The organism is Alphaproteobacteria bacterium (genome assembly GCA_019635875.1).
In the GTDB taxonomy this organism is placed as follows: Bacteria; Pseudomonadota; Alphaproteobacteria; order Reyranellales; family Reyranellaceae; genus JAFAZJ01.
The window spans coordinates 1-16810 of sequence record JAHBYP010000001.1 but is presented as its reverse complement, the minus strand read 5'-3'; the positions used below and the strand labels follow the sequence as shown (position 1 = coordinate 16810).

The 16810-nt window shown below is 70.3% G+C and carries 16 protein-coding genes; 9 read left to right on the top strand and 7 right to left on the bottom strand.

From position 1 onward, the window contains the following. Nucleotides 1–30 precede the first annotated feature (30 nt). A complete protein-coding gene (locus KF889_00080; protein ID MBX3497814.1) occupies nucleotides 31–318 on the bottom strand; it encodes a 4a-hydroxytetrahydrobiopterin dehydratase in 288 nt (95 codons plus the stop codon). A gap of 102 nt (nucleotides 319–420) precedes the next feature. Here KF889_00080 and KF889_00075 point away from each other — a divergent pair, with 102 nt between their 5' ends. Further along, complete coding sequence (locus KF889_00075) at nucleotides 421–861, top strand: metallopeptidase family protein (GenBank protein ID MBX3497813.1); 441 nt, start codon at nucleotides 421–423, stop codon at nucleotides 859–861. 173 nt (nucleotides 862–1034) lie between these two features. On the opposite strand, the gene KF889_00070 is transcribed toward KF889_00075, so the two are convergent. The 3 genes from KF889_00070 to KF889_00060 all read right to left on the bottom strand — a co-directional run bounded on the left by KF889_00070 (nucleotide 1035) and on the right by KF889_00060 (nucleotide 5481). Further along, nucleotides 1035–3383 (bottom strand): PAS domain S-box protein, encoded by a 2349-nt coding sequence (locus KF889_00070; protein MBX3497812.1) that lies wholly within the window; start codon nucleotides 3381–3383, stop codon nucleotides 1035–1037. Between the two features lie 254 nt (nucleotides 3384–3637). Then, nucleotides 3638–4915 (bottom strand): DUF1254 domain-containing protein, encoded by a 1278-nt coding sequence (locus KF889_00065; protein ID MBX3497811.1) that lies wholly within the window; start codon nucleotides 4913–4915, stop codon nucleotides 3638–3640. Next, complete coding sequence (locus KF889_00060) at nucleotides 4912–5481, bottom strand: mismatch-specific DNA-glycosylase (GenBank protein MBX3497810.1); 570 nt, start codon at nucleotides 5479–5481, stop codon at nucleotides 4912–4914. The genes KF889_00065 and KF889_00060 overlap by 4 nt, the downstream gene beginning before the upstream one ends. Nucleotides 5482–5698: 217 nt before the next feature. Here KF889_00060 and KF889_00055 point away from each other — a divergent pair, with 217 nt between their 5' ends. The 6 genes from KF889_00055 (at nucleotide 5699) to KF889_00030 (ending at nucleotide 11945) form a co-directional block, all read left to right on the top strand. Further along, a complete protein-coding gene (locus KF889_00055) occupies nucleotides 5699–6382 on the top strand; it encodes a hypothetical protein (protein ID MBX3497809.1) in 684 nt (227 codons plus the stop codon). Further along, nucleotides 6379–7590: a hypothetical protein gene (locus tag KF889_00050; protein MBX3497808.1), complete on the top strand. Its 1212-nt coding sequence runs from the start codon at nucleotides 6379–6381 to the stop codon at nucleotides 7588–7590. The genes KF889_00055 and KF889_00050 overlap by 4 nt, the downstream gene beginning before the upstream one ends. Then, nucleotides 7580–8536, top strand: coding sequence for a MoxR family ATPase (locus KF889_00045; GenBank protein MBX3497807.1), 957 nt, complete (start codon nucleotides 7580–7582; stop codon nucleotides 8534–8536). Before KF889_00050 ends, KF889_00045 begins: the two co-directional genes overlap by 11 nt. A gap of 220 nt (nucleotides 8537–8756) precedes the next feature. Further along, nucleotides 8757–10070, top strand: coding sequence for a DUF58 domain-containing protein (locus tag KF889_00040; protein ID MBX3497806.1), 1314 nt, complete (start codon nucleotides 8757–8759; stop codon nucleotides 10068–10070). A 1-nt stretch (nucleotide 10071) separates the two neighbouring features. Next, a complete protein-coding gene (locus KF889_00035; protein MBX3497805.1) occupies nucleotides 10072–11064 on the top strand; it encodes a stage II sporulation protein M in 993 nt (330 codons plus the stop codon). Next, on the top strand, nucleotides 11061–11945 hold the full coding sequence (locus KF889_00030; protein MBX3497804.1) for an RDD family protein: 885 nt from the start codon (nucleotides 11061–11063) through the stop codon (nucleotides 11943–11945). The genes KF889_00035 and KF889_00030 overlap by 4 nt, the downstream gene beginning before the upstream one ends. 139 nt (nucleotides 11946–12084) lie before the next feature. Here the strand turns inward: KF889_00030 and KF889_00025 are convergent, their stop codons facing one another. Genes KF889_00025 through KF889_00015 form a run of 3 tightly spaced genes read right to left on the bottom strand, consistent with a single transcriptional unit; the run spans nucleotide 12085 to nucleotide 15387 of the window. Further along, complete coding sequence (locus KF889_00025) at nucleotides 12085–12804, bottom strand: hypothetical protein (GenBank protein MBX3497803.1); 720 nt, start codon at nucleotides 12802–12804, stop codon at nucleotides 12085–12087. 53 nt (nucleotides 12805–12857) lie between these two features. Next, on the bottom strand, nucleotides 12858–14657 hold the full coding sequence (locus tag KF889_00020) for an acyl-CoA dehydrogenase family protein (protein MBX3497802.1): 1800 nt from the start codon (nucleotides 14655–14657) through the stop codon (nucleotides 12858–12860). Beyond that, nucleotides 14650–15387, bottom strand: coding sequence for an NAD-dependent deacylase (locus tag KF889_00015; GenBank protein MBX3497801.1), 738 nt, complete (start codon nucleotides 15385–15387; stop codon nucleotides 14650–14652). Before KF889_00015 ends, KF889_00020 begins: the two co-directional genes overlap by 8 nt. A 101-nt stretch (nucleotides 15388–15488) precedes the next feature. Here KF889_00015 and KF889_00010 point away from each other — a divergent pair, with 101 nt between their 5' ends. Both KF889_00010 and KF889_00005 read left to right on the top strand, forming a co-directional pair. Further along, the gene (locus tag KF889_00010) at nucleotides 15489–15968 is read left to right on the top strand and encodes a low molecular weight phosphotyrosine protein phosphatase (protein MBX3497800.1); all 480 of its coding nucleotides are present in this window, start codon (nucleotides 15489–15491) and stop codon (nucleotides 15966–15968) included. Further along, nucleotides 15965–16810, top strand: an 846-nt coding sequence (locus tag KF889_00005) for a fructosamine kinase family protein (GenBank protein MBX3497799.1), incomplete at its 3' end; no start/stop codon positions are given. The genes KF889_00010 and KF889_00005, both read left to right, overlap by 4 nt.

Below are 16810 nucleotides of genomic sequence, written 5' to 3'. Positions count from 1 at the left end.
CTTCGCTGCGCTCAGGACGACAGCGGGGGCTTACGCCACCGAGTCGATGAACCGGGCGAGCGCGACGTCGCGCTCGCTGAGGCCGCCCGCGTCGTGCGTCGAGAGCGTGATGTCAACGCGGTTGTAGACGTTGAACCATTCGGGATGATGGTCCGCCTTCTCCGCCGCCAGGGCCACGCGCGTCATGAAGGCGAAGGCGGCGTTGAAGTCCGTGAACTTGAACGATCTCGATATCGCGTCGCGGCCGGCGACCTCGCTCCAGCCCTTCAGCTCACCCAGTGCCTCGGCGCGTCGCGCGCCGTCGAGCTTCGCTGCCATCGTCTTCTCCCTTGACCGGAGCGCCGCGCCGGCCTAGGCCGCGCGCCGCGCTTGATCCATCGTGCGCTTGTGCGCCGACCGGCGCGCCGCTAGGAAAAGCGCATGGTACCTTACCGCAGTCGACCGCCTGCGCGCAGCTTCACGACGGCACCCACCCTCGAGGAGATCGAGGAGATCGCCGGCGAGGCGTTGGCGTCGATTCCGGAGGACTTCCGCCGCCACACCGCCAACGTGCACATCCATGTCGACGATTTCCCCAGCGAGGACGTCGAGCAGACCATGGGGCTGGAGAGCCCGTTCGACATCCTCGGCCTGTACCAGGGCGTGTCGATGGCCGAGCGCAGCGTCGATCACGTGGCCAACGACCTCGACCGCATCTTCCTCTACCGAAGGCCGATCCTCGATTACTGGTGCGAGACCGGCGAGGATCTCGTCCACGTCGTGCGCCACGTGCTGATCCACGAGATCGGCCACCATTTCGGTCTGAGCGACGAGGACATGGAAGCCATCGAGGCGCAGGCCGAGCAGCGCGCCGGCGGCTGAGCTTCCTTCTCCCCGCGAAGGCGGGGAGAAGGTGCCGAGCGCCAGCGAGGCGGATGAGGGGCTTCTCGCGCAGCAACATCGACTGTCGTTGTCGCAGCACCGCGAAGCCCCTCATCCGGCCTTCGGCCACCTTCTCCCCGCCTTCGCGGGGAGAAGGAAGGATGAGGCTGAGATCAGGTCGAGGCGAAGTCGCGGCGCGTACGCACCGCCGGGAAGAACAGGCTCACCGTCGTGCCCGACCCGACGCGGCTGTCGATGGTGGCGAAGCCGCCGGACTGATGCACGAAGCCGTGCACCATGCTCAGGCCCAGCCCCATACCCTGGCCGACCGGCTTGGTGGTGAAATAAGGCTCGAACGCCTTGGCGGCCACGGCCGGCGCCATGCCCAGACCGCTGTCCTGCATCGACACGACGACCCACGAACCCGGCTGCAGGCGGGCATCGGCCAGCGCCTCGGCCTGCGTCACCTCGCGCGGCAGGGCGCGCAGGCGCACGATGCCGCCCTCGCGCATGGCGTCGCGCGCGTTGCTGGCGAGATTGCCGATCGCGGCCTCGAGCTGGCCCTCGTCGAGCTCGCACAGCAACGGCGCGGTGGCGATGTCGCTCTCCAACGCGATGGCGCCGCCCAGCAGGCGGCGCAGGGGCTCATCCATGCGGCGCACCACGGCGCCGACGTCGATGCGCAGCACCGAGAGATCCTGGCGGCGCGAGATGGTCATCAGCGAATCGGCGAGCTGCGCGCCGCGCTGCGCCGCCTCGAGCGCCATGCCCGCGAGCTGGCGCTCCTCGCCGCCCTCGGGCAGGCCGTCGCTCAGCATCTCGTTGGCCGAGATGATCACGGTCAGCAGGTTGTTGAACTCGTGCGCCATGCCGCCGGCCAGCTTGGCGAGCGCCTCGATCTGCTGGTTCTGCCGGAGCGTGCGTTCGGCCTCGGCGGCGCGGGTCTCGGCGGCGCGCTGCTGGGTGACGTCGCGCACCATGACGAAACGCGCCGGCCTGCCGTCGAACTCGGTCGGCGCGACGTTGACGATGACGTCGATGCGCCGGCCGTCCTTGGTGATGTGCTGGCGTTCGGCCTGGTAGCCGGCGTCGCGCGGAATGCTGGCCACCAGCTCGGCCAGCGACGCGCGCTGCTCGGGCACGCGCAGTTCCTGCGCGGTCAGCCGGGCGAGTTCCTCGCGGGTGTAGCCGTAGGTCGTGCACATCGCGTCGTTGACGTCGAGGAAGCGCAGCGTGCCCGGCTCGTGAATCCACATCGGCTGAGGGTGGCGGCGGAACAGCGTGGCGAAGGCGGTCTCCCGCTCGCTGAGCTTCTCCTCGGCGCGCCGCTGCGCCGTGATGTCTCGCGCCGCGCCGCGATAGCCGCGGAAGACGCCACCCTCGAAGATCGGCCGGCCGCTGATGCGCACGGTCATCCGCGCGCCGTCCGGGCGGGCCATCTCGTACTCGAAGTCGCGGAATTCCTCGCGCGCGTTGAGCTGGGCGATATGGCTGCGCCACGGCTCCGTGCTGGTGTCCGCGCCTGCGATCTGCCAGCGGGTGACGCCCGAGATGTAGTTGAAGTCGAACGGCGCCGTCGGCATCAGCATGTCGAGACGCACGAAGCGGTGCTCGGAATCGGTCTCCCATGTCCAGTCGGTCGACAGGCTGGCGAGATCGCGCAACCGCTCCTCGATGTCGCGCTGCGCCGTGATGTCGGTGCCGCCGCCGCGATACCCGCGAAAGACGCCGTCCTCGAACACCGGCTGGCCGCTGACGCGGATCCAGTGCAGCGTGCCGTCGGCGTGTGGCAACCGGTATTCGAAGTGACGGAACTCGGCGCGCCGCGCCAGGATCGCCAGGTGCGCCTGCCAGTAGGGATGCGCGAGGTCGGCGTTGGCCAGCTCCCAGCGCGTCTTGCCGACGACGCTGTCGGGCGACGGATAGCGGTGCGTTCCATCCCGCTCGACGTCGACGAAACGGTGCTCCGCGTCTGTTTCCCAGAACCAGTCGGTCGAGACCATCGCCAGGTCGCGCAGCCGCGATTCGGAGGCGGCCAGGATTCGCATCTCACGGCGATGCTCAAGCTCGTTGCGGCAAAGCCGAGCCAGGGCGCCGAGCCCGGTGACCGCGGCGACCTCGATTGTCTCTCGCGTCGTCGCGTCCATGACGCAGACGACGCCGACATAGTGGCCCTCGGCCGAGATGATCGGAGCGCCGGCGTAGAAGCGCAGTTGCGGTGCGCCACTCACCAGCGGATTGCCGGCGAAGCGCTCGTCGCGCGACAGGTCGCCGACCAGCAGGGGGCCGGGCTGCTCCAGGACGTGCTCGCAGATGCTGGTGCCGCGCGCCAGTTCGGTGAACGAGATGCCGCGGCTTGCCTTGATCCACAGACGCTGCGCATCGATGAAGGCGACCAGCGCAATCGGCGCACCGAACAACTCGCAGGCGCGCTCGACGACATCGTCGAAGACCGGCTCGCGATCCGTGTCGAGGATGCGATAGGCGCGCAACGCCTCGACCCGCCGACGCTCGTCGATCACGGGTGGCTCGTTGTGGATGGAGCCTGCGATGAGGCCCGCGACGGTTTGTCGGACACCCTTTCCCCAAGGTCTCCGGCTGCGCGAAACGCTTACTGTCCCGCTTCCATCCGCAATCGCCGCGATCCCCAACTCACGGGCCCGTTGGACACGAGGTAGGTGTCAATATATCGTCAATCTCTCGTGATTGTCCCATTGTTTGCGATTGTGGCAGCCGTCGCGGCCAAAAAGCCGCAGTGCGAGCGCAATCAGAATATTCATTGAATATGCACTATGTCAGGTGGGTGCCACGTCCCGTCGAGCAATCCACCCTCCGGCTGGAAGATGCGCAGCTCGAGCACAAACGGACCCGGCCGAACACGTACCGATATCTCGACCGGCCGGTCGCCGTTGCGCCGCAACCCGCCAATCAACCGCCCGTCGCTTGACAGCGACCAGAAGGCGCGGGTGGGCGGTGCGGCGTTGAAGCGAACCTCGTAGCGCCGCGCGCCGTCGAGCGGCGCGCCGCTGTCGTCGGCAGTCGCAACCAGGGTCATGGCCTCCTCGCTCTGCGGCATGAACGGATCGATCGTCGCGACGACGGCGCGCTGTAATCGGTCGCCGCCGAAATCGCCCGGATGGCGCGGCGGAAGACGCCAGGTCCGCGCGCGACGGTTGCCGCGCGCCGCCTCATCGATCTCGGCATGCGCGGCATGGATCCCCTCGAGCATCGCCGTCCGCTCCACCGGCGTGAAGCCAAGCAGATCGAAGCGCCGTCCCGGTCGCAGCCTCAGCCCGGCGAGGTTCGCCACCAGCGCCGTGTCGCGGGCTGGCACCGGACCCTCGCCCAGCACGCGCGCGGCCACCGCCAGAAGATCCCACGGATCGCGAACGGAAGGCTGGGGCCAGCTCGCAATCAACTCCTCCTGCACCGCGGTGCCCGCAGGCATCAGCTCGCGCGATTCCAGCATGCGCCGCTCGTTGCGCCGCCCCGGGGTCTCGAGCAACACCTTGGCCTGCAGGGCGCGCGCTGCGACGATGTCGCCGGTGTCGTCGATCGCGATGCGCCCGATCAGCCGCACCAGATTGCTCGTCGCGTGGATCGCCCGCACATCCCATGGCGGCGGATTGGTCCACGCCGGGCCAAACAGCACATGCGGCGGCGATCGTCCGCCATAGTGGCGGCGCGACACCTGGTCGATCGTGTCGCCGAACATGTCGACAACGGCGAAGCAATAGGCGCGCCCGCCCATGTCGGGCAGGCTGAGGAACATCGGCTCGTCCGTCAGATCGAGCCAGGCGTCGGATGCCAGCATGTCAGGCGCCGCCGGCGATGGCATCGTCGCGTGGTCGAGCCGGTTGAGCATGAGCAACCGGGGATTGGCGGAATCGACGGTCTCGCGCCAGCGCCGGCGATAGATCTGGTAGATCGGCACGGCGTAGATCGCCGCGCGGCGCGCCAGATCGGTGAGCGCCCGCAGCCCCGATCGGCCCAGCGCTGGCCGCGCCAGCGTCGCGGCGGCGACGCCGGCGATCGCCGCGCGCCGCGAGATCATGCGCGCCCGCGCCGCCGCGCCTCGACGAAGGCGGCGACCTCCTGCCAGGGCTCGATCCGCCACCAGGAGCGCGCGCGGCCCGAGGGCGAGGCAAGGACGAAATAGGCGATATCGCGCAAGCCGGCTTCCAGGGTCGACACCAGCGCGGGCGGCTGGCGGCCGTAGCCGATGCCGCGTACGCCGAAGAACAGCCCGCCGGCGTTCTTGCTGGTGAAGGCGACGCCGGCGGGCCTGTGCGCCAGCAGCTTGGCGCGCATCGCGGCGGCGTCGAGCGCCGCCGGCGTCAATTCGTGGTCGCTGCCGTATTCGGTCTTGTTGAGATCGGTGAGTCCGATGCCATGACGCAGCACCTCACGGTAGCGCTCCGGCTCGAGGCGCTCCGGCAACAGGCCAACGCGATGCAGGGTCGACCAGAAGGAGTTGCCGGGATTGGCGTAGTAGGCCCGGCGCCTGAACGAGATCGGGCTCGGCGCCGTGCCGCAGAACACGAGATCGAGGTCCGGGCCGAGCACGTCGGGCACCAGATGCGCCGGCGGCGCCTCGCTCCTCCTTGATGCCCGCGGCACGGATCACCTCGCCCCCGTCGGCCAACCCTCGTCGCGCGGCGCCCGCATGCGCCCGGCCCGCCGGAGCCTGATAGTGCCGCAGAAACAGGACGCCGCCGAGTCCGGGCCCCGGACGTGACCGAATCAAATGGCTCGACATGGCCCCGGGCAGCGCATCCCGCGGTGGTCGGCCGGCGACCTTGCGGTGGGCTCGTGTGGCACCCTAGCATCGCGCGGCATGATCCGAACTCTCGTCGCGCTCCTCGGCCTCGCGGCGGCGCTCGCCTGCGGCGCGGCGGCGGCGCCCGCGCCGTCCGGCGAGACGATCCAGCGCGCCGTCGAACGGATCTACGGCGCCTCGAGCTACCAGCGCGAGTTGCCCGACGTGCAGGCGGCGCCGCTGCCGCCGCCGCGTCGTCCGCCCGATGAGGTGAGCGTTCCTGCCGGCAACGGCATCGTGACCTTCCTGCTGGCCGGCGCGCTGGTGATCGTGCTGGCGATGATCGCCGTGCGCCTGCTGGGCGGCGGCTGGCGGCTATCGGCGCCGGCCGACCGTGCGGATGCGGGCGAGGCGCCGGGCGCGGCCCATACCCGCCAGCAAGTCGAGGTCATCGCCCGCCTCGACGACGCCGACCAGGCGGCGGCCGACGGCGACTGGGCCAGGGCCATCCATATCCTGCTGCTGACCAGCATCGAGCGGCTGCGCAGGCTGACCGGCCAGGGCGTGCCGGTGGCGCTCACCGCGCGCGAGCTGATCCACCACATGAGGCTTCCCGACCAGGCGCGCGGCGATCTCGCCGCCCTGGTCGGTGCCGCCGAGCTGTGCCATTTCGGCGGCCGGTCGGCCGACGGCGCGCTCTACGCGCGCGTGCGCATGCACTACGAGCGGCTGTGGCAGATCGCTCCGCAGGCGGCGGCGTGAGCGGGACGCAGACCCACCCCTTCCGGCGGCGCACCCTGCTGGTGCTGCTGGGCGTCGCGGCGGCCGCCTTCGTCGCCATGGCCTATCTCGCCATCGACGACGACGCGCCGCGCGCCGGCAACGAGTCCGCCGGCACGACCAGCGCCTCGCGCTCCGCCGTCGGCTACCGCGCCTTCATCGAGCTGTTGCGCCAGTTCGAGCCCGCGGTCGCCTCTCGCCTGTCGCGCAGCGACAGCCGCGCCGCGCTGCGCCTGCTGCTGGCGCCGGCCGACCCGCCCGAGGTGCGCTACGTGGTCGCCACGCGCGCCGGACCGGCGCTGATCGTGCTGCCGAAATGGCGCACCCGGCGCGACGGGCTTTCCGACCGCGTGCGCGCCGCGCGGCTGCTGGCCCCGGAGTCGGTGCGCCAGCTGGCGCGCGAAGTCGCCGGCGACATCGAGATCGTGCGGCCCCCGTCGGTCACGGCGTGGCGCGCCTCGGAGATCCGCGGCGCGCCCGAGCTCGGCCAGCCGCAGCTCGTGCGCTCGCGCCTGCTCTGCCCGCTGCTGTCGAGCCCGGAAGGGATCCTGATCGGCCGGCTCTGCGCGCGTCCCGACGTGATCGTGCTCGCCGACCCCGATCTGCTCGCCAACCACGGCTTGTGGCGCGGGCAGAACGCCAGCGTGGCGATGAGCATGATCGATCGCATCCGAGGCTCGGGCGGGCAGATCCTCGCGCTGGAGTCGGATGCCGCCGCCGCCGCGGCGTCGCGCAGCATCTGGAAGCTCATGCTCACGCCGCCCTTCCTCGCCATCACCATCGCGTTCGCGATCGCGGCCGCCGTGGCGCTGTGGATGGCGGCGCTGCGCTTCGGTCCGCCGGCCAGGGAGACCGAAGGTCCGCCGGCCGGCATCTTCACCCTGATCGATGTCGGGGCCGGGCTGCTGCACGCGCGCAGCCATGGCGGACGCGTGCTGCGCCGCTACGCCGAGCTGCAGGCGCTCGACCTCGGCCGCCGCCTGCACGCGCCGCGCGCCACGACCAGCCCGGCCGAGATCGGCACCTGGCTCGACGCGTCGCGCCGCCGCCGCGCCCCGGGGCCGGGCTACGCCGAGCTGATGCGCCAGGTCGACCAGGTCGATCGCGCGCCGAAGCCCGATTCGACCGCCATCGTCGGGGTGGCCGGCCGCCTGTTCCGTTGGTGGGAGGATTCCCTGCATGGACGTTGAACCGCTCGTCAGCCTGCGCACCCGGGTGACGGAGGAGATCGGCAAGGTCGTGGTCGGCCAGCGCGAGGCGATCGACCTGATGCTGGTGGCGCTGATGGCCGACGGTCACATCCTGCTGGAAGGCGTGCCCGGCGTCGCCAAGACGCTGCTGGCGCGCAGCTTCGCCGCCTGCCTGTCGCTGAAGTTCAGCCGCGTGCAGTTCACGCCCGACCTGATGCCCGGCGACGTGATCGGCGCCAACATCTTCAACTTCCAGACCAACGCCTTCGTGCTCACCCACGGGCCGATCTTCACCCAGCTGCTGCTGGCCGACGAGATCAACCGCACGCCGCCCAAGACCCAGGCCGCCCTGCTCGAGGCGATGCAGGAGCGCTCGGTCACCATCGATGGCCGCGGCCACGGGCTGGGCCCGCCCTTCATGGTGATCGCGACGCAGAACCCGATCGAGCAGCAGGGCACCTATCCGCTGCCCGAGGCGCAGCTCGATCGCTTCCTGTTCAAACACACGCTGGACTATCCCTCGCGCGAGGACGAGCTGGCCGTGGTGGCGCGCCACGGATCGGGCGCGGCGATGGCCGACCCCAGGAACCTGGGCGTCAGCCCGGTGATCGACACGGCGGGGCTGCAGACGCTGGGCGCGCTGGTCGACGGCGTACGGCTGAACGACGACATCGTCGCCTATGTCGTCGACCTGGTGCGCGCCACGCGCCAGCAACCGACGCTTCAGTTCGGCGCCTCGCCGCGCGCCGCGGCGATGTTGGCCTCCTCGGCGCGCGCGCTGGCAGCCTTCGAGGGCCGCGACTTCGTGATTCCCGACGACGTGAAGCGCCTGGCGCGGCCGGCGTTGCGCCATCGCCTGGTGCTGTCGCCCAGCGCCGAGATCGAGGGCCAGAACGTCGACGGCGTGCTCGGCCAGATCATCGAGCGCCAGGCGGCGCCGCGCTGATGCGCCCGAGGCCATCGCATATGGCGTTCACTCCTTCTCCCCGCGAAGGCGGGGAGAAGGTGCCGAGCGTCAGCGAGGCGGATGAGGGGCTTCCTCGCCGAGCAACGAAGGCCGTCATTGCTGAACTTCCGCGAAGCCCCTCATCCGCCCTTCGGGCACCTTCTCCCCGCCTTCGCGGGGAGAAGGGGACTCTGCTTATCCCTCAGCGATTGGCCTGCTGATGCGTCCGACCTCGCGCGCGCTCACGATTGTCGCCATCGCGGCGGCGATCGCGCTGCCGTGGGCGCTGATCCTCGAGGCGTGGTGGGAGACCGCGCTGGCATTGCCCCTCACCGCCTTGCTGGCGCTGGCGCTCGACGCGGCGCTCGCCCCGGCGACGCGCGGCGTGCGGGTCGAGGCCAGCACACCCGAGCTGCTCTATGTCGGCACCGACGGACCATTGTCGGTGCGCGTCGCCGCGCCGGCCGGCAATGTCGGCGGCGGACGCTGCACCGTGCTGCCCGAGACGTCGGGACCGCTGCGCGACCTCTCGGCGGCGATCGTCGAGTGGAGCGCCGATGCCGAGGCGGCGGTCGACTGGAAGCTGTCGGCGACGCGGCGCGGCGAGGGCCGGCTGGAGCGCATCTGGTTGCTGTGGACCGGGCCCCTGGGGCTGATGGCGATCCATCACCGCGTCGAGGTCGGCCGCGTCATCGCCGCGGTGCCCGACATCGCCGCGGTGCGCCAGCTGGCGCTGAAATTCGCGCAGCGCGACGCCTTCTTCGGGCAGAAGCCGATGCGCCAGCAGGGCGACGGCAGCGAGTACCGGGCGCTGCGCGAGTACATGCCGGGCTTCGACCATCGCGCCATGGACTGGAAGACCTCGGCCAAGCACCGCAAGCTGATGTGCAAGGAGTTCTATACCGAGCGCAACCAGCAGGTCGTCTTCGCCTTCGACACCGGCCATCTGATGAGCCAGCCGCTCGGCGGCGTGCCGCGGCTCGACCACGCCATCAACGCCGGCCTGCAGATGGCCTACATGTCGCTGCGCGCCGGCGACCGGGTGGGCGTGTTCGGCTTCGACGCGCGCGTTCGCCACTATGCCGAGCCGGTCGGCAACGTCGCCAATTTCGCCCATATCCAGCGCCAGATGGCGCGGCTGGAGTATCGCGCCGAGGAGAGCAACTACACGCTGGCGCTGATGGACCTGATGGGCCGGCTCAAGCGCCGCAGCCTGATCGTCGTGATGACCGACTTCGTCGATTCGGTCACCGCCGAGCTGATGATCGACAATCTCGGCCGGCTCTCGGGCCGCCACCTCGTGCTCTTCGTCGCCCTGCGCGACCGCGCGCTGACCGGGCTGGCCGACGCGCGGCCCGACAGCTTCCCGGTGCTGGCCCGCGCCGTGCTGGCGCAGGACCTGATGGGCGAACGCGAGATCGTGCTGCAGCGCCTGCGGCGGCTGGGCATCCAGTGCCTCGAGACCGAGCCTGCGAAGCTGAGCATCGAGCTGGTCAACCGCTACCTCGAGATCAAGCGACGGGAGCTCTTGTGAGATGGCGCTGGAGCTGAGAAGCGCGCAGTTCCGCCGCGAACGCGAGGCCGCCTGGCGCGAGCTCGAGGAGCTGATCGATCGCGTCGACAAGGGCGGCATCGGCTCGCTCGACGGCCGCGCGCTGGCGCGCCTGCCGGTGCTCTACCGCGCCACGCTCTCGGGCCTCTCGGTGGCGCGCGCCACCTCGCTCGACCGCAACCTTTTGGCCTATCTCGAGGCGCTCTGCGCGCGCGCCTATCTCTGCGTCTACGGCGTGCGCGAGGATCCCGGCGGGCTGTTCGCGCATTTCTTCGCGCGCCAGCTGCCACAGGCGGTGCGAGCAAGCTGGAAGCAGATCGCCATCGTCTCGCTCGTCGTCTTCGGCGGCGCGCTGGCGGCCTATCTGCTGACCATGGCCGATCCGGCCTACTACCACGCCTTCGTGCCGCCGGGGCTGCAGCAGGGCCGCTCGCCCGGCGCCTCGAGCGAGGCGCTGCGCGCCACCCTGCAGGGCGGCGGCGGCGGCGACGCGCTGGCGGCCTTCGCCGCGCGGCTGTTCTCGCACAATGCCCAGATCGGCATGCTGAGCTTCGCCCTGGGCTTCGTCGTCGGCGCGCCGACCATCGTGCTGATGCTGCACAACGGCACCATGCTGGGCGCCTTCGTGGCGCTGTTCGACAGTCACGGCCTGCTGGTCGAGGCCGGCGGCTGGCTGTCGATCCATGGCCCGACCGAGTTCGCCGCCCTGATCCTCAGCGCCGCCGCCGGATTGCGCCTGGCCGGCGCGGTGATCTTCGCCGGGCGCGAGCCCAGGCTGGTCCGGCTGGCGCGCGAGGGGCGCGCGGCGGCGCTGGTGATGATGGGCGCGATCGTGCTGTTCCTGCTCGCCGGCATCCTCGAAGGCTTCGGCCGGCAGCTGATCGTCGACACGGCATCGCGCTACGTCGTGGGCTGGGGCGTCTTCGCCGCGCTGCTCGCCTATATCCTGACGGCCGGGCGGCAGAGGCCGCGATGACCGACGCGCTGATCCTCGATCCCCAGGCGCCCGATCCGCGGCGGCGCGAGCTGACCACGCCCGAGGGCGTGCAGGTGCATGTCAAGCTGGCAAGCATCGGCGAGCGGCTGGGCGCGCTGGCGGTCGATATCGCCGTGCTGATCGTGGCCTTCATCGTGATGGTGGCGCTGGTGGTGCTGGGCGGCGGCCATCTCGGCATCGCCTTCGCCACGCTGATCCTGTTCCTGCTGCGCTGCTTCTACTTCACGCTGTTCGAGCTGGCGTGGAACGGCCGGACGCTCGGCAAGCGCGCCACGCGGCTGCGCGTGGTCAACCGGCGCGGCGGCGCGTTGGCGCCTTCGGCGGTGATCGCCCGCAACCTGATGCGCGAGGTCGAGCTGTTCGCGCCGATCTCGCTCGCCATCGCCACGCCGCAAGCCTTCGCCACCGGCCGCCTCGAGATGGTCGCCGCCTTCGTCTGGGTCGCCGCCCTGGCCTGTCTGCCGCTGTTCAACCGCGACCGCCTGCGCGCCGGCGACATGGTGGCGGGCACCTGGGTGATCGTCGAGCCGCGGCCGGCGCTGCTGCCCGATCTGGCGCGCATGACCGGCGGCGTCGCGACGGCGGAGCAGCCCCATGGCTTCACCCCGGCGCAGCTCGCGGTCTACGGCGTCAAGGAATTGCAGGTCCTGGAGGAATTGCTGCGCGCGACGCATGCCGATGTGTCGGCCGCGCGCCGCGACGTGGCCCAGCGCATCATCCGGCGCATCGGCTACGAGGTGCCGGACCAGCGCAGCTTCGACGCCACGCGCTTCCTCGAGGCGTTCTACGCCGCCCAGCGCGGCCGGCTCGAGACCGATCTCGCCTTCGGCCGCCGCAAGCGCGACAAGTTCGATCGGTGAGTCTTCCCTTCCGCCGGAGGGGGAAGGTGGCGCGCAGCGACGGAAGGGGGATGTCGATGACGGACTCCTGCGTTCGTCTTCGACATCCCCCATCCGCCCTTCGGGCACCTTCCCCCTCCGGGGGAAGGTAAATGGAAGATCAATCGAACACCGAGGCGATGCTCTCGATGTCGGCGCCTTCCTTGTCGCGGCGCAGGAAGTAGTAGAGCACGCCCGACAGCGCCGACATGTAGGATTGCAGGACGGCACCGACCACCCACATCACGACGAACACGAACGACAGGCTGCCGGCGCCGGCCGCGCCCACCAGCGCGAAGGCGATGGCCATGGTGATCGCCATGACGACGATCCACGACACCACGATCGCGCCGAAGACGCGCCAGCGGCGGCCTTCGGTGAGCGTCGAGCTGCGCGTGAAGGATGCACCGACACCGGTCTTCTCGATCACGGCGGCGGGAATCGCGACGGCCCACATGGTCATCAGGAACAGGCCGGGGACGATCAGCAGGATCAGGCCCAGGCCGATGCCGAGACCGGCCAGGATGGCCACGCCGATGGCCGCCGGCAGGCGGCTGAGGCCCTGGCTCAGGCACTCCGAGATGCCGACCTTGTTGCCGCGCAACGATTGCACCGTACCGTAGATCAGGGTGATGGTGACCACCTGACCCATCACCAGGTCGACGATGGTCTTCACGAGCTCGGGGACGCCGATCAGGGTGAGCAGCAGGCTGGGCAGGCCGATCAGCAGGGCAAGGCCGACGAAGGGCACGAAATTGCCGAACACGGTGCTGAACGCGGTGCCGATGACCGAACCGACGCTCCAATCGAAGCCGCTTGGCCTCGCATCGCTCATGGCCATGTCGATCTCCCCCCGAGACGGTCAGTGACGTCGAGACGCTATCACGACCACCATCAGGCAACCAGCGCCTGCGCCTGCGTCAGCGCCACCGGTCGATCCGACAGCAGGAGGTCGGTGGCCTGTTCCTCCCACTCGTTCATCGCCAGCGAGAAGGGATCCTGCGCCGTCAGGCGATGCTCCATCACCAGCCGCGCCAGCAGCAGGCGGCGCGCATCGCCGCCGCGTGCGCCCAGGGCCGCGCCTTCGGCCGCCAGCAGCGCCGCGGTCGCCGCGTGATAGAGCCCGCCGGCGGCGAGCCGGCTGCGGTTCTCCAGCGCCGGGTCGGCGGCGACGCGCTCGGCGAAGTCGGCGGCACGGCCGATGGCGGCGTTGAGCGTGCCGCGGAACTGGCCGGGCAGTGCCGTGGCCTTGCCCAGCATGTCGCCCAGCGCCTCCTGCAGCGCGCGATGGCCCCTGGACTTGCCGACGGCACGGCTGACCACGTCGAGCGCGTTGATGCTGCTGGTACCCTCCCAGATCGTGCCGATCTGCGCGTCGCGCACCAGCCGGGCGTTGACCCATTCTTCGATGTAGCCGACGCCGCCGCGCACCTCGAGCGCATGGCTGGCGACGCGGATGTTGTCGCGGCAGGCGCGGTACTTGAACACCGGCGTGAGGATGCGCACCAGCTCGGCGGCGCCGCGATCGCCCTTGTCGGCGCGGCCCATGGCGGCGGCCGACCACATCGCCATGGACAGCGCCTGCTCGGTCGGCAGCATGATCTTCATCAGCTGCCGGCGCATCAGCGGAAAGGCATCGATGGTGCTGCCGAAGGCGCGGCGATGGCGTGCCACCATCAGCGCCTCGTTGAGGCATCGGCGCATCATCGCCGCGGCGCGCACGCCGTGCGACAGGCGCGAGAGGTTCACCTGCTCCATCATCTGCTTGAAGCCGGCGCGCACGTCGCCGATCAGGTACGCCGTGGCGCCGTTGAGCACGATCTCGCCCGAAGCCATCGAGCGCGTGCCGAGCTTGTCCTTCAGGCGCACGATGCGATACGCGTTGCGCGAACCGTCATCGAGATGACGCGGCAGGGCGAAGAGGCCAAGCCCCCTGGTGCCGGACGCCGCGCCGCGGGGCCGCGCCAGCATGACGGCGACATCGGCGTCGGCGTGGCTGCAGAACCATTTGTCGCCGTGCAGCTTCCAGCGCTCGACACCGTCGGCGCCCATGCCCAGCGACTCGGCCTCGGTCTCCAGCGCGCCGACATCGGAGCCACCGGCCTTCTCGGTCATGAACTGCGTGCCCTTGAGCATCGTCGCGAAGTCGGTCGACAGCAGGCGGTCGAGCAGCCTGGCCTTCAGGGCGGCCGAGCCGTACTTCCTGATGATGAAGTTCGAGGTATCGGAGACGGAGATCGGGCACATCAGCCCGAACTCGCCCTGCACGAAGAGATAGGTGAAGCCGTACTTCACCAGCGGCGGCGCCCGCTCTGGCATGCCGAGCACGCCGGCGCGATGGCTCATCGCGTGCATGCCGAAATCGCCGAAGGCGATCTGCTCCATGGCGCGATAGCTCGGGTGATATTCGATCCATTCCTCGTCGCGGCCAAAGCGGTCGCGCGGGTGCAGCACCGGGCCGTGCTTGTCGGCGACATCCGCCAGCTCGTCGAGCCTGCCGCCGGCGATCTCGCCCATGCGGTCGAAATGCGGTTCGATGCGCTGACGCCAGTCCTCGTCCATGTAGAGTGACAGCAGGTCGCGGAACGAGGAATCGACGCGATAGAAGTTCTGGCCGCGGCAGTCGGGCGCGATGTGGCGCGCGCCGAAGGGCTTGGCCGCCTCGAGCCGCCAGCGGGCGCTGTCGTCAGGCATGTTGTGTCCTTCCATTCAGCAGTCTGTCGACAAAGGCCGGCACGACCTCGGTGGCCGGCCCGTATATCCCGTCATGGAACATCTGGTAGCCGTCGGAGCGTTCCATGTTGAGCTCGACGGTATGCGCACGCCGCCGCCGGCGGACATGCTGCACAAAGCCGGCGGCGGGATAGACCGCCCCCGATGTGCCGATGGAGATGAACAGGCCGCAGGCATCGAGGGCGGCCATGATCTCGTCCATGGAAAGCGGCATCTCGCCGAACCACACGACATGCGGCCGCGTCTGGCCGATCGCGCCGCAGGCGACGCAGACGGTCTTCACCGACAGCTCGGCGTCGGAGTCGGTGACGCTCTCGCAGGCCATGCAGCGCAGCTTGCCGGCCTGGCCGTGCATGTGCAGGACGTTCCGCGAGCCGGCGCCCTCGTGCAGCAGGTCGATGTTCTGGGTCACCACCAGCACCTCGGCCGGCCATTCCCGCTCCAGCCGGGCCAGCGCGCGATGCGCGGCGTTGGGCGTGATGTTGCGGCCGGCGAAGAAGGCGCGGCCGGCGTTGTGGAAGTCCAGCACCTTGGCCGGGTCGCGGTGCCAGGCCTCGATGGTGGCGACCTCCTCCAGGTTGACGCGGCTCCACAACCCACCGATATCGCGGAAGGTGTCGATGCCGGATTCCTTGGAAATGCCGGCGCCGGTCAGGATGACGATCGGAGGATGGCCGAATTCCTGGTGCATCGCGCTTGACTCGTGGAGGCGACAACCATACCCGGTCCGCGGCGGCCGGTGTACGGTACCCGCCCGCCCTGCGGAAGCCCCCCTCGCGGAGATCGGACGATATGATCGGCGTGCTGTTCGTCTGTACCGGCAATATCTGCCGCTCACCCACGGCCGAGGGGGTCTTCCGCACCATGGTCGAGCGCGACGGCATGGACGGCGCCTTCCGCATCGATTCCGCCGGCACCTACAGCGGCCATGCCGGCGAGCCTCCGAGCGGCCCGGCGATGATCATCGCCAAGCGCCGCGGCTATGACCTTTCCGGGCTGCGGGCGCGGCCCGTGACAGCCGAGGACATCGTCGGCTTCGACCACGTGCTGGGCATGGACCGCACGCATCTGGCCGCCTTGCGCCGCCTGGCGCCCAAGGGCCTGACCGCCAAGCCGCGCCTGTTCCTCGACTACGCGCCGCATCTGGGCCTGCGCGAGGTCGCCGATCCGTGGATGGGCGATGCCGCCGACTATGAGCGCGCCCTCGACGTGATCGAGGCCGGCTGCGCCGCCCTGTTCGAGCAGTTGCGCGCCACGTCGCTGACGGCGTGAGCGCCGACAACCTCGCCGATCGCCTCGAGTCGGCGCTGGGCCGCCGCCCCGACCGCCTCACCCGCATCGCCGGAGGCCACGGCGCCACCGTCTGGCGCCTCGATGTCGGCGGCGAGCGGCTGGTCGCCAAGACAGCGCCGGCGTATCTCCTGAGCGAAAGCCGCATGCTGGCCGACCTCGCCGCGGCGGGCGCACCGGTACCGCAGCTCCACTACGGCGACGACCGGCTCGTGGTCATGGACTACATCGAGACCGACAGCCTCGGCCTCTCCGACGAGGGCGGCCGCGCGCTGGCCGAGACGTTGGCCGCGCTGCACGCCAACACCGCGACGGACTATGGCCACGGCTACGACGTGATGATCGGCGGACTGCCGCAGATCAACGAGCGTTTCGCGAGCTGGGTCGACTTCTTCCGCTGGAAGCGGCTCGACGTGGCGTCCTGGCTGGCGATGCGCGCCGGACACATCGCGCCCGAGCTCAACGAGCGCCTGTGGCGCCTGGGCGAGCGCCTGCGCGACTGGCTGCACGAGCCGCCGCGGCCGGCGCTGCTGCACGGCGATCTGTGGATCGGCAACGTGCTCTGCCGCGGCGGCCGCGCCGTGGCGCTGATCGACCCGGCGATCGCCTATGGCCATCCCGAGATCGAGCTCGCCTTCACGCAGCTCTTCGGCGGCTTCCCGCCCTCGTTCCTGCGACGCTATTTCGAGATCGCACCGCCGCCGCCGGGCTTCGCCGAGACGCGCCGCGCCCTCTATCAGCTCTACCCGCTGCTGGTGCACGCCGCCCTGTTCGGCGCGCCGTACGACCGTCAGGTCGAAGCCATCGTCGCGCGCTTCGAGGAT

What these genes read in the sequence shown, in the direction of transcription:
- KF889_00020 (MBX3497802.1), bottom strand. Translation starts at nt 14,657, where the DNA reads ATGCCTGACGACAGCGCCCGCTGGCGGCTCGAGGCGGCCAAGCCCTTC.
- KF889_00080 (MBX3497814.1), bottom strand. Translation starts at nt 318, where the DNA reads ATGGCAGCGAAGCTCGACGGCGCGCGACGCGCCGAGGCACTGGGTGAG.
- KF889_00055 (MBX3497809.1), top strand. Translation starts at nt 5,699, where the DNA reads ATGATCCGAACTCTCGTCGCGCTCCTCGGCCTCGCGGCGGCGCTCGCC.
- KF889_00030 (MBX3497804.1), top strand. Translation starts at nt 11,061, where the DNA reads ATGACCGACGCGCTGATCCTCGATCCCCAGGCGCCCGATCCGCGGCGG.
- KF889_00035 (MBX3497805.1), top strand. Translation starts at nt 10,072, where the DNA reads ATGGCGCTGGAGCTGAGAAGCGCGCAGTTCCGCCGCGAACGCGAGGCC.
- KF889_00065 (MBX3497811.1), bottom strand. Translation starts at nt 4,915, where the DNA reads ATGATCTCGCGGCGCGCGGCGATCGCCGGCGTCGCCGCCGCGACGCTG.
- KF889_00040 (MBX3497806.1), top strand. Translation starts at nt 8,757, where the DNA reads ATGCGTCCGACCTCGCGCGCGCTCACGATTGTCGCCATCGCGGCGGCG.
- KF889_00075 (MBX3497813.1), top strand. Translation starts at nt 421, where the DNA reads ATGGTACCTTACCGCAGTCGACCGCCTGCGCGCAGCTTCACGACGGCA.
- KF889_00010 (MBX3497800.1), top strand. Translation starts at nt 15,489, where the DNA reads ATGATCGGCGTGCTGTTCGTCTGTACCGGCAATATCTGCCGCTCACCC.
- KF889_00015 (MBX3497801.1), bottom strand. Translation starts at nt 15,387, where the DNA reads ATGCACCAGGAATTCGGCCATCCTCCGATCGTCATCCTGACCGGCGCC.
- KF889_00025 (MBX3497803.1), bottom strand. Translation starts at nt 12,804, where the DNA reads ATGGCCATGAGCGATGCGAGGCCAAGCGGCTTCGATTGGAGCGTCGGT.
- KF889_00045 (MBX3497807.1), top strand. Translation starts at nt 7,580, where the DNA reads ATGGACGTTGAACCGCTCGTCAGCCTGCGCACCCGGGTGACGGAGGAG.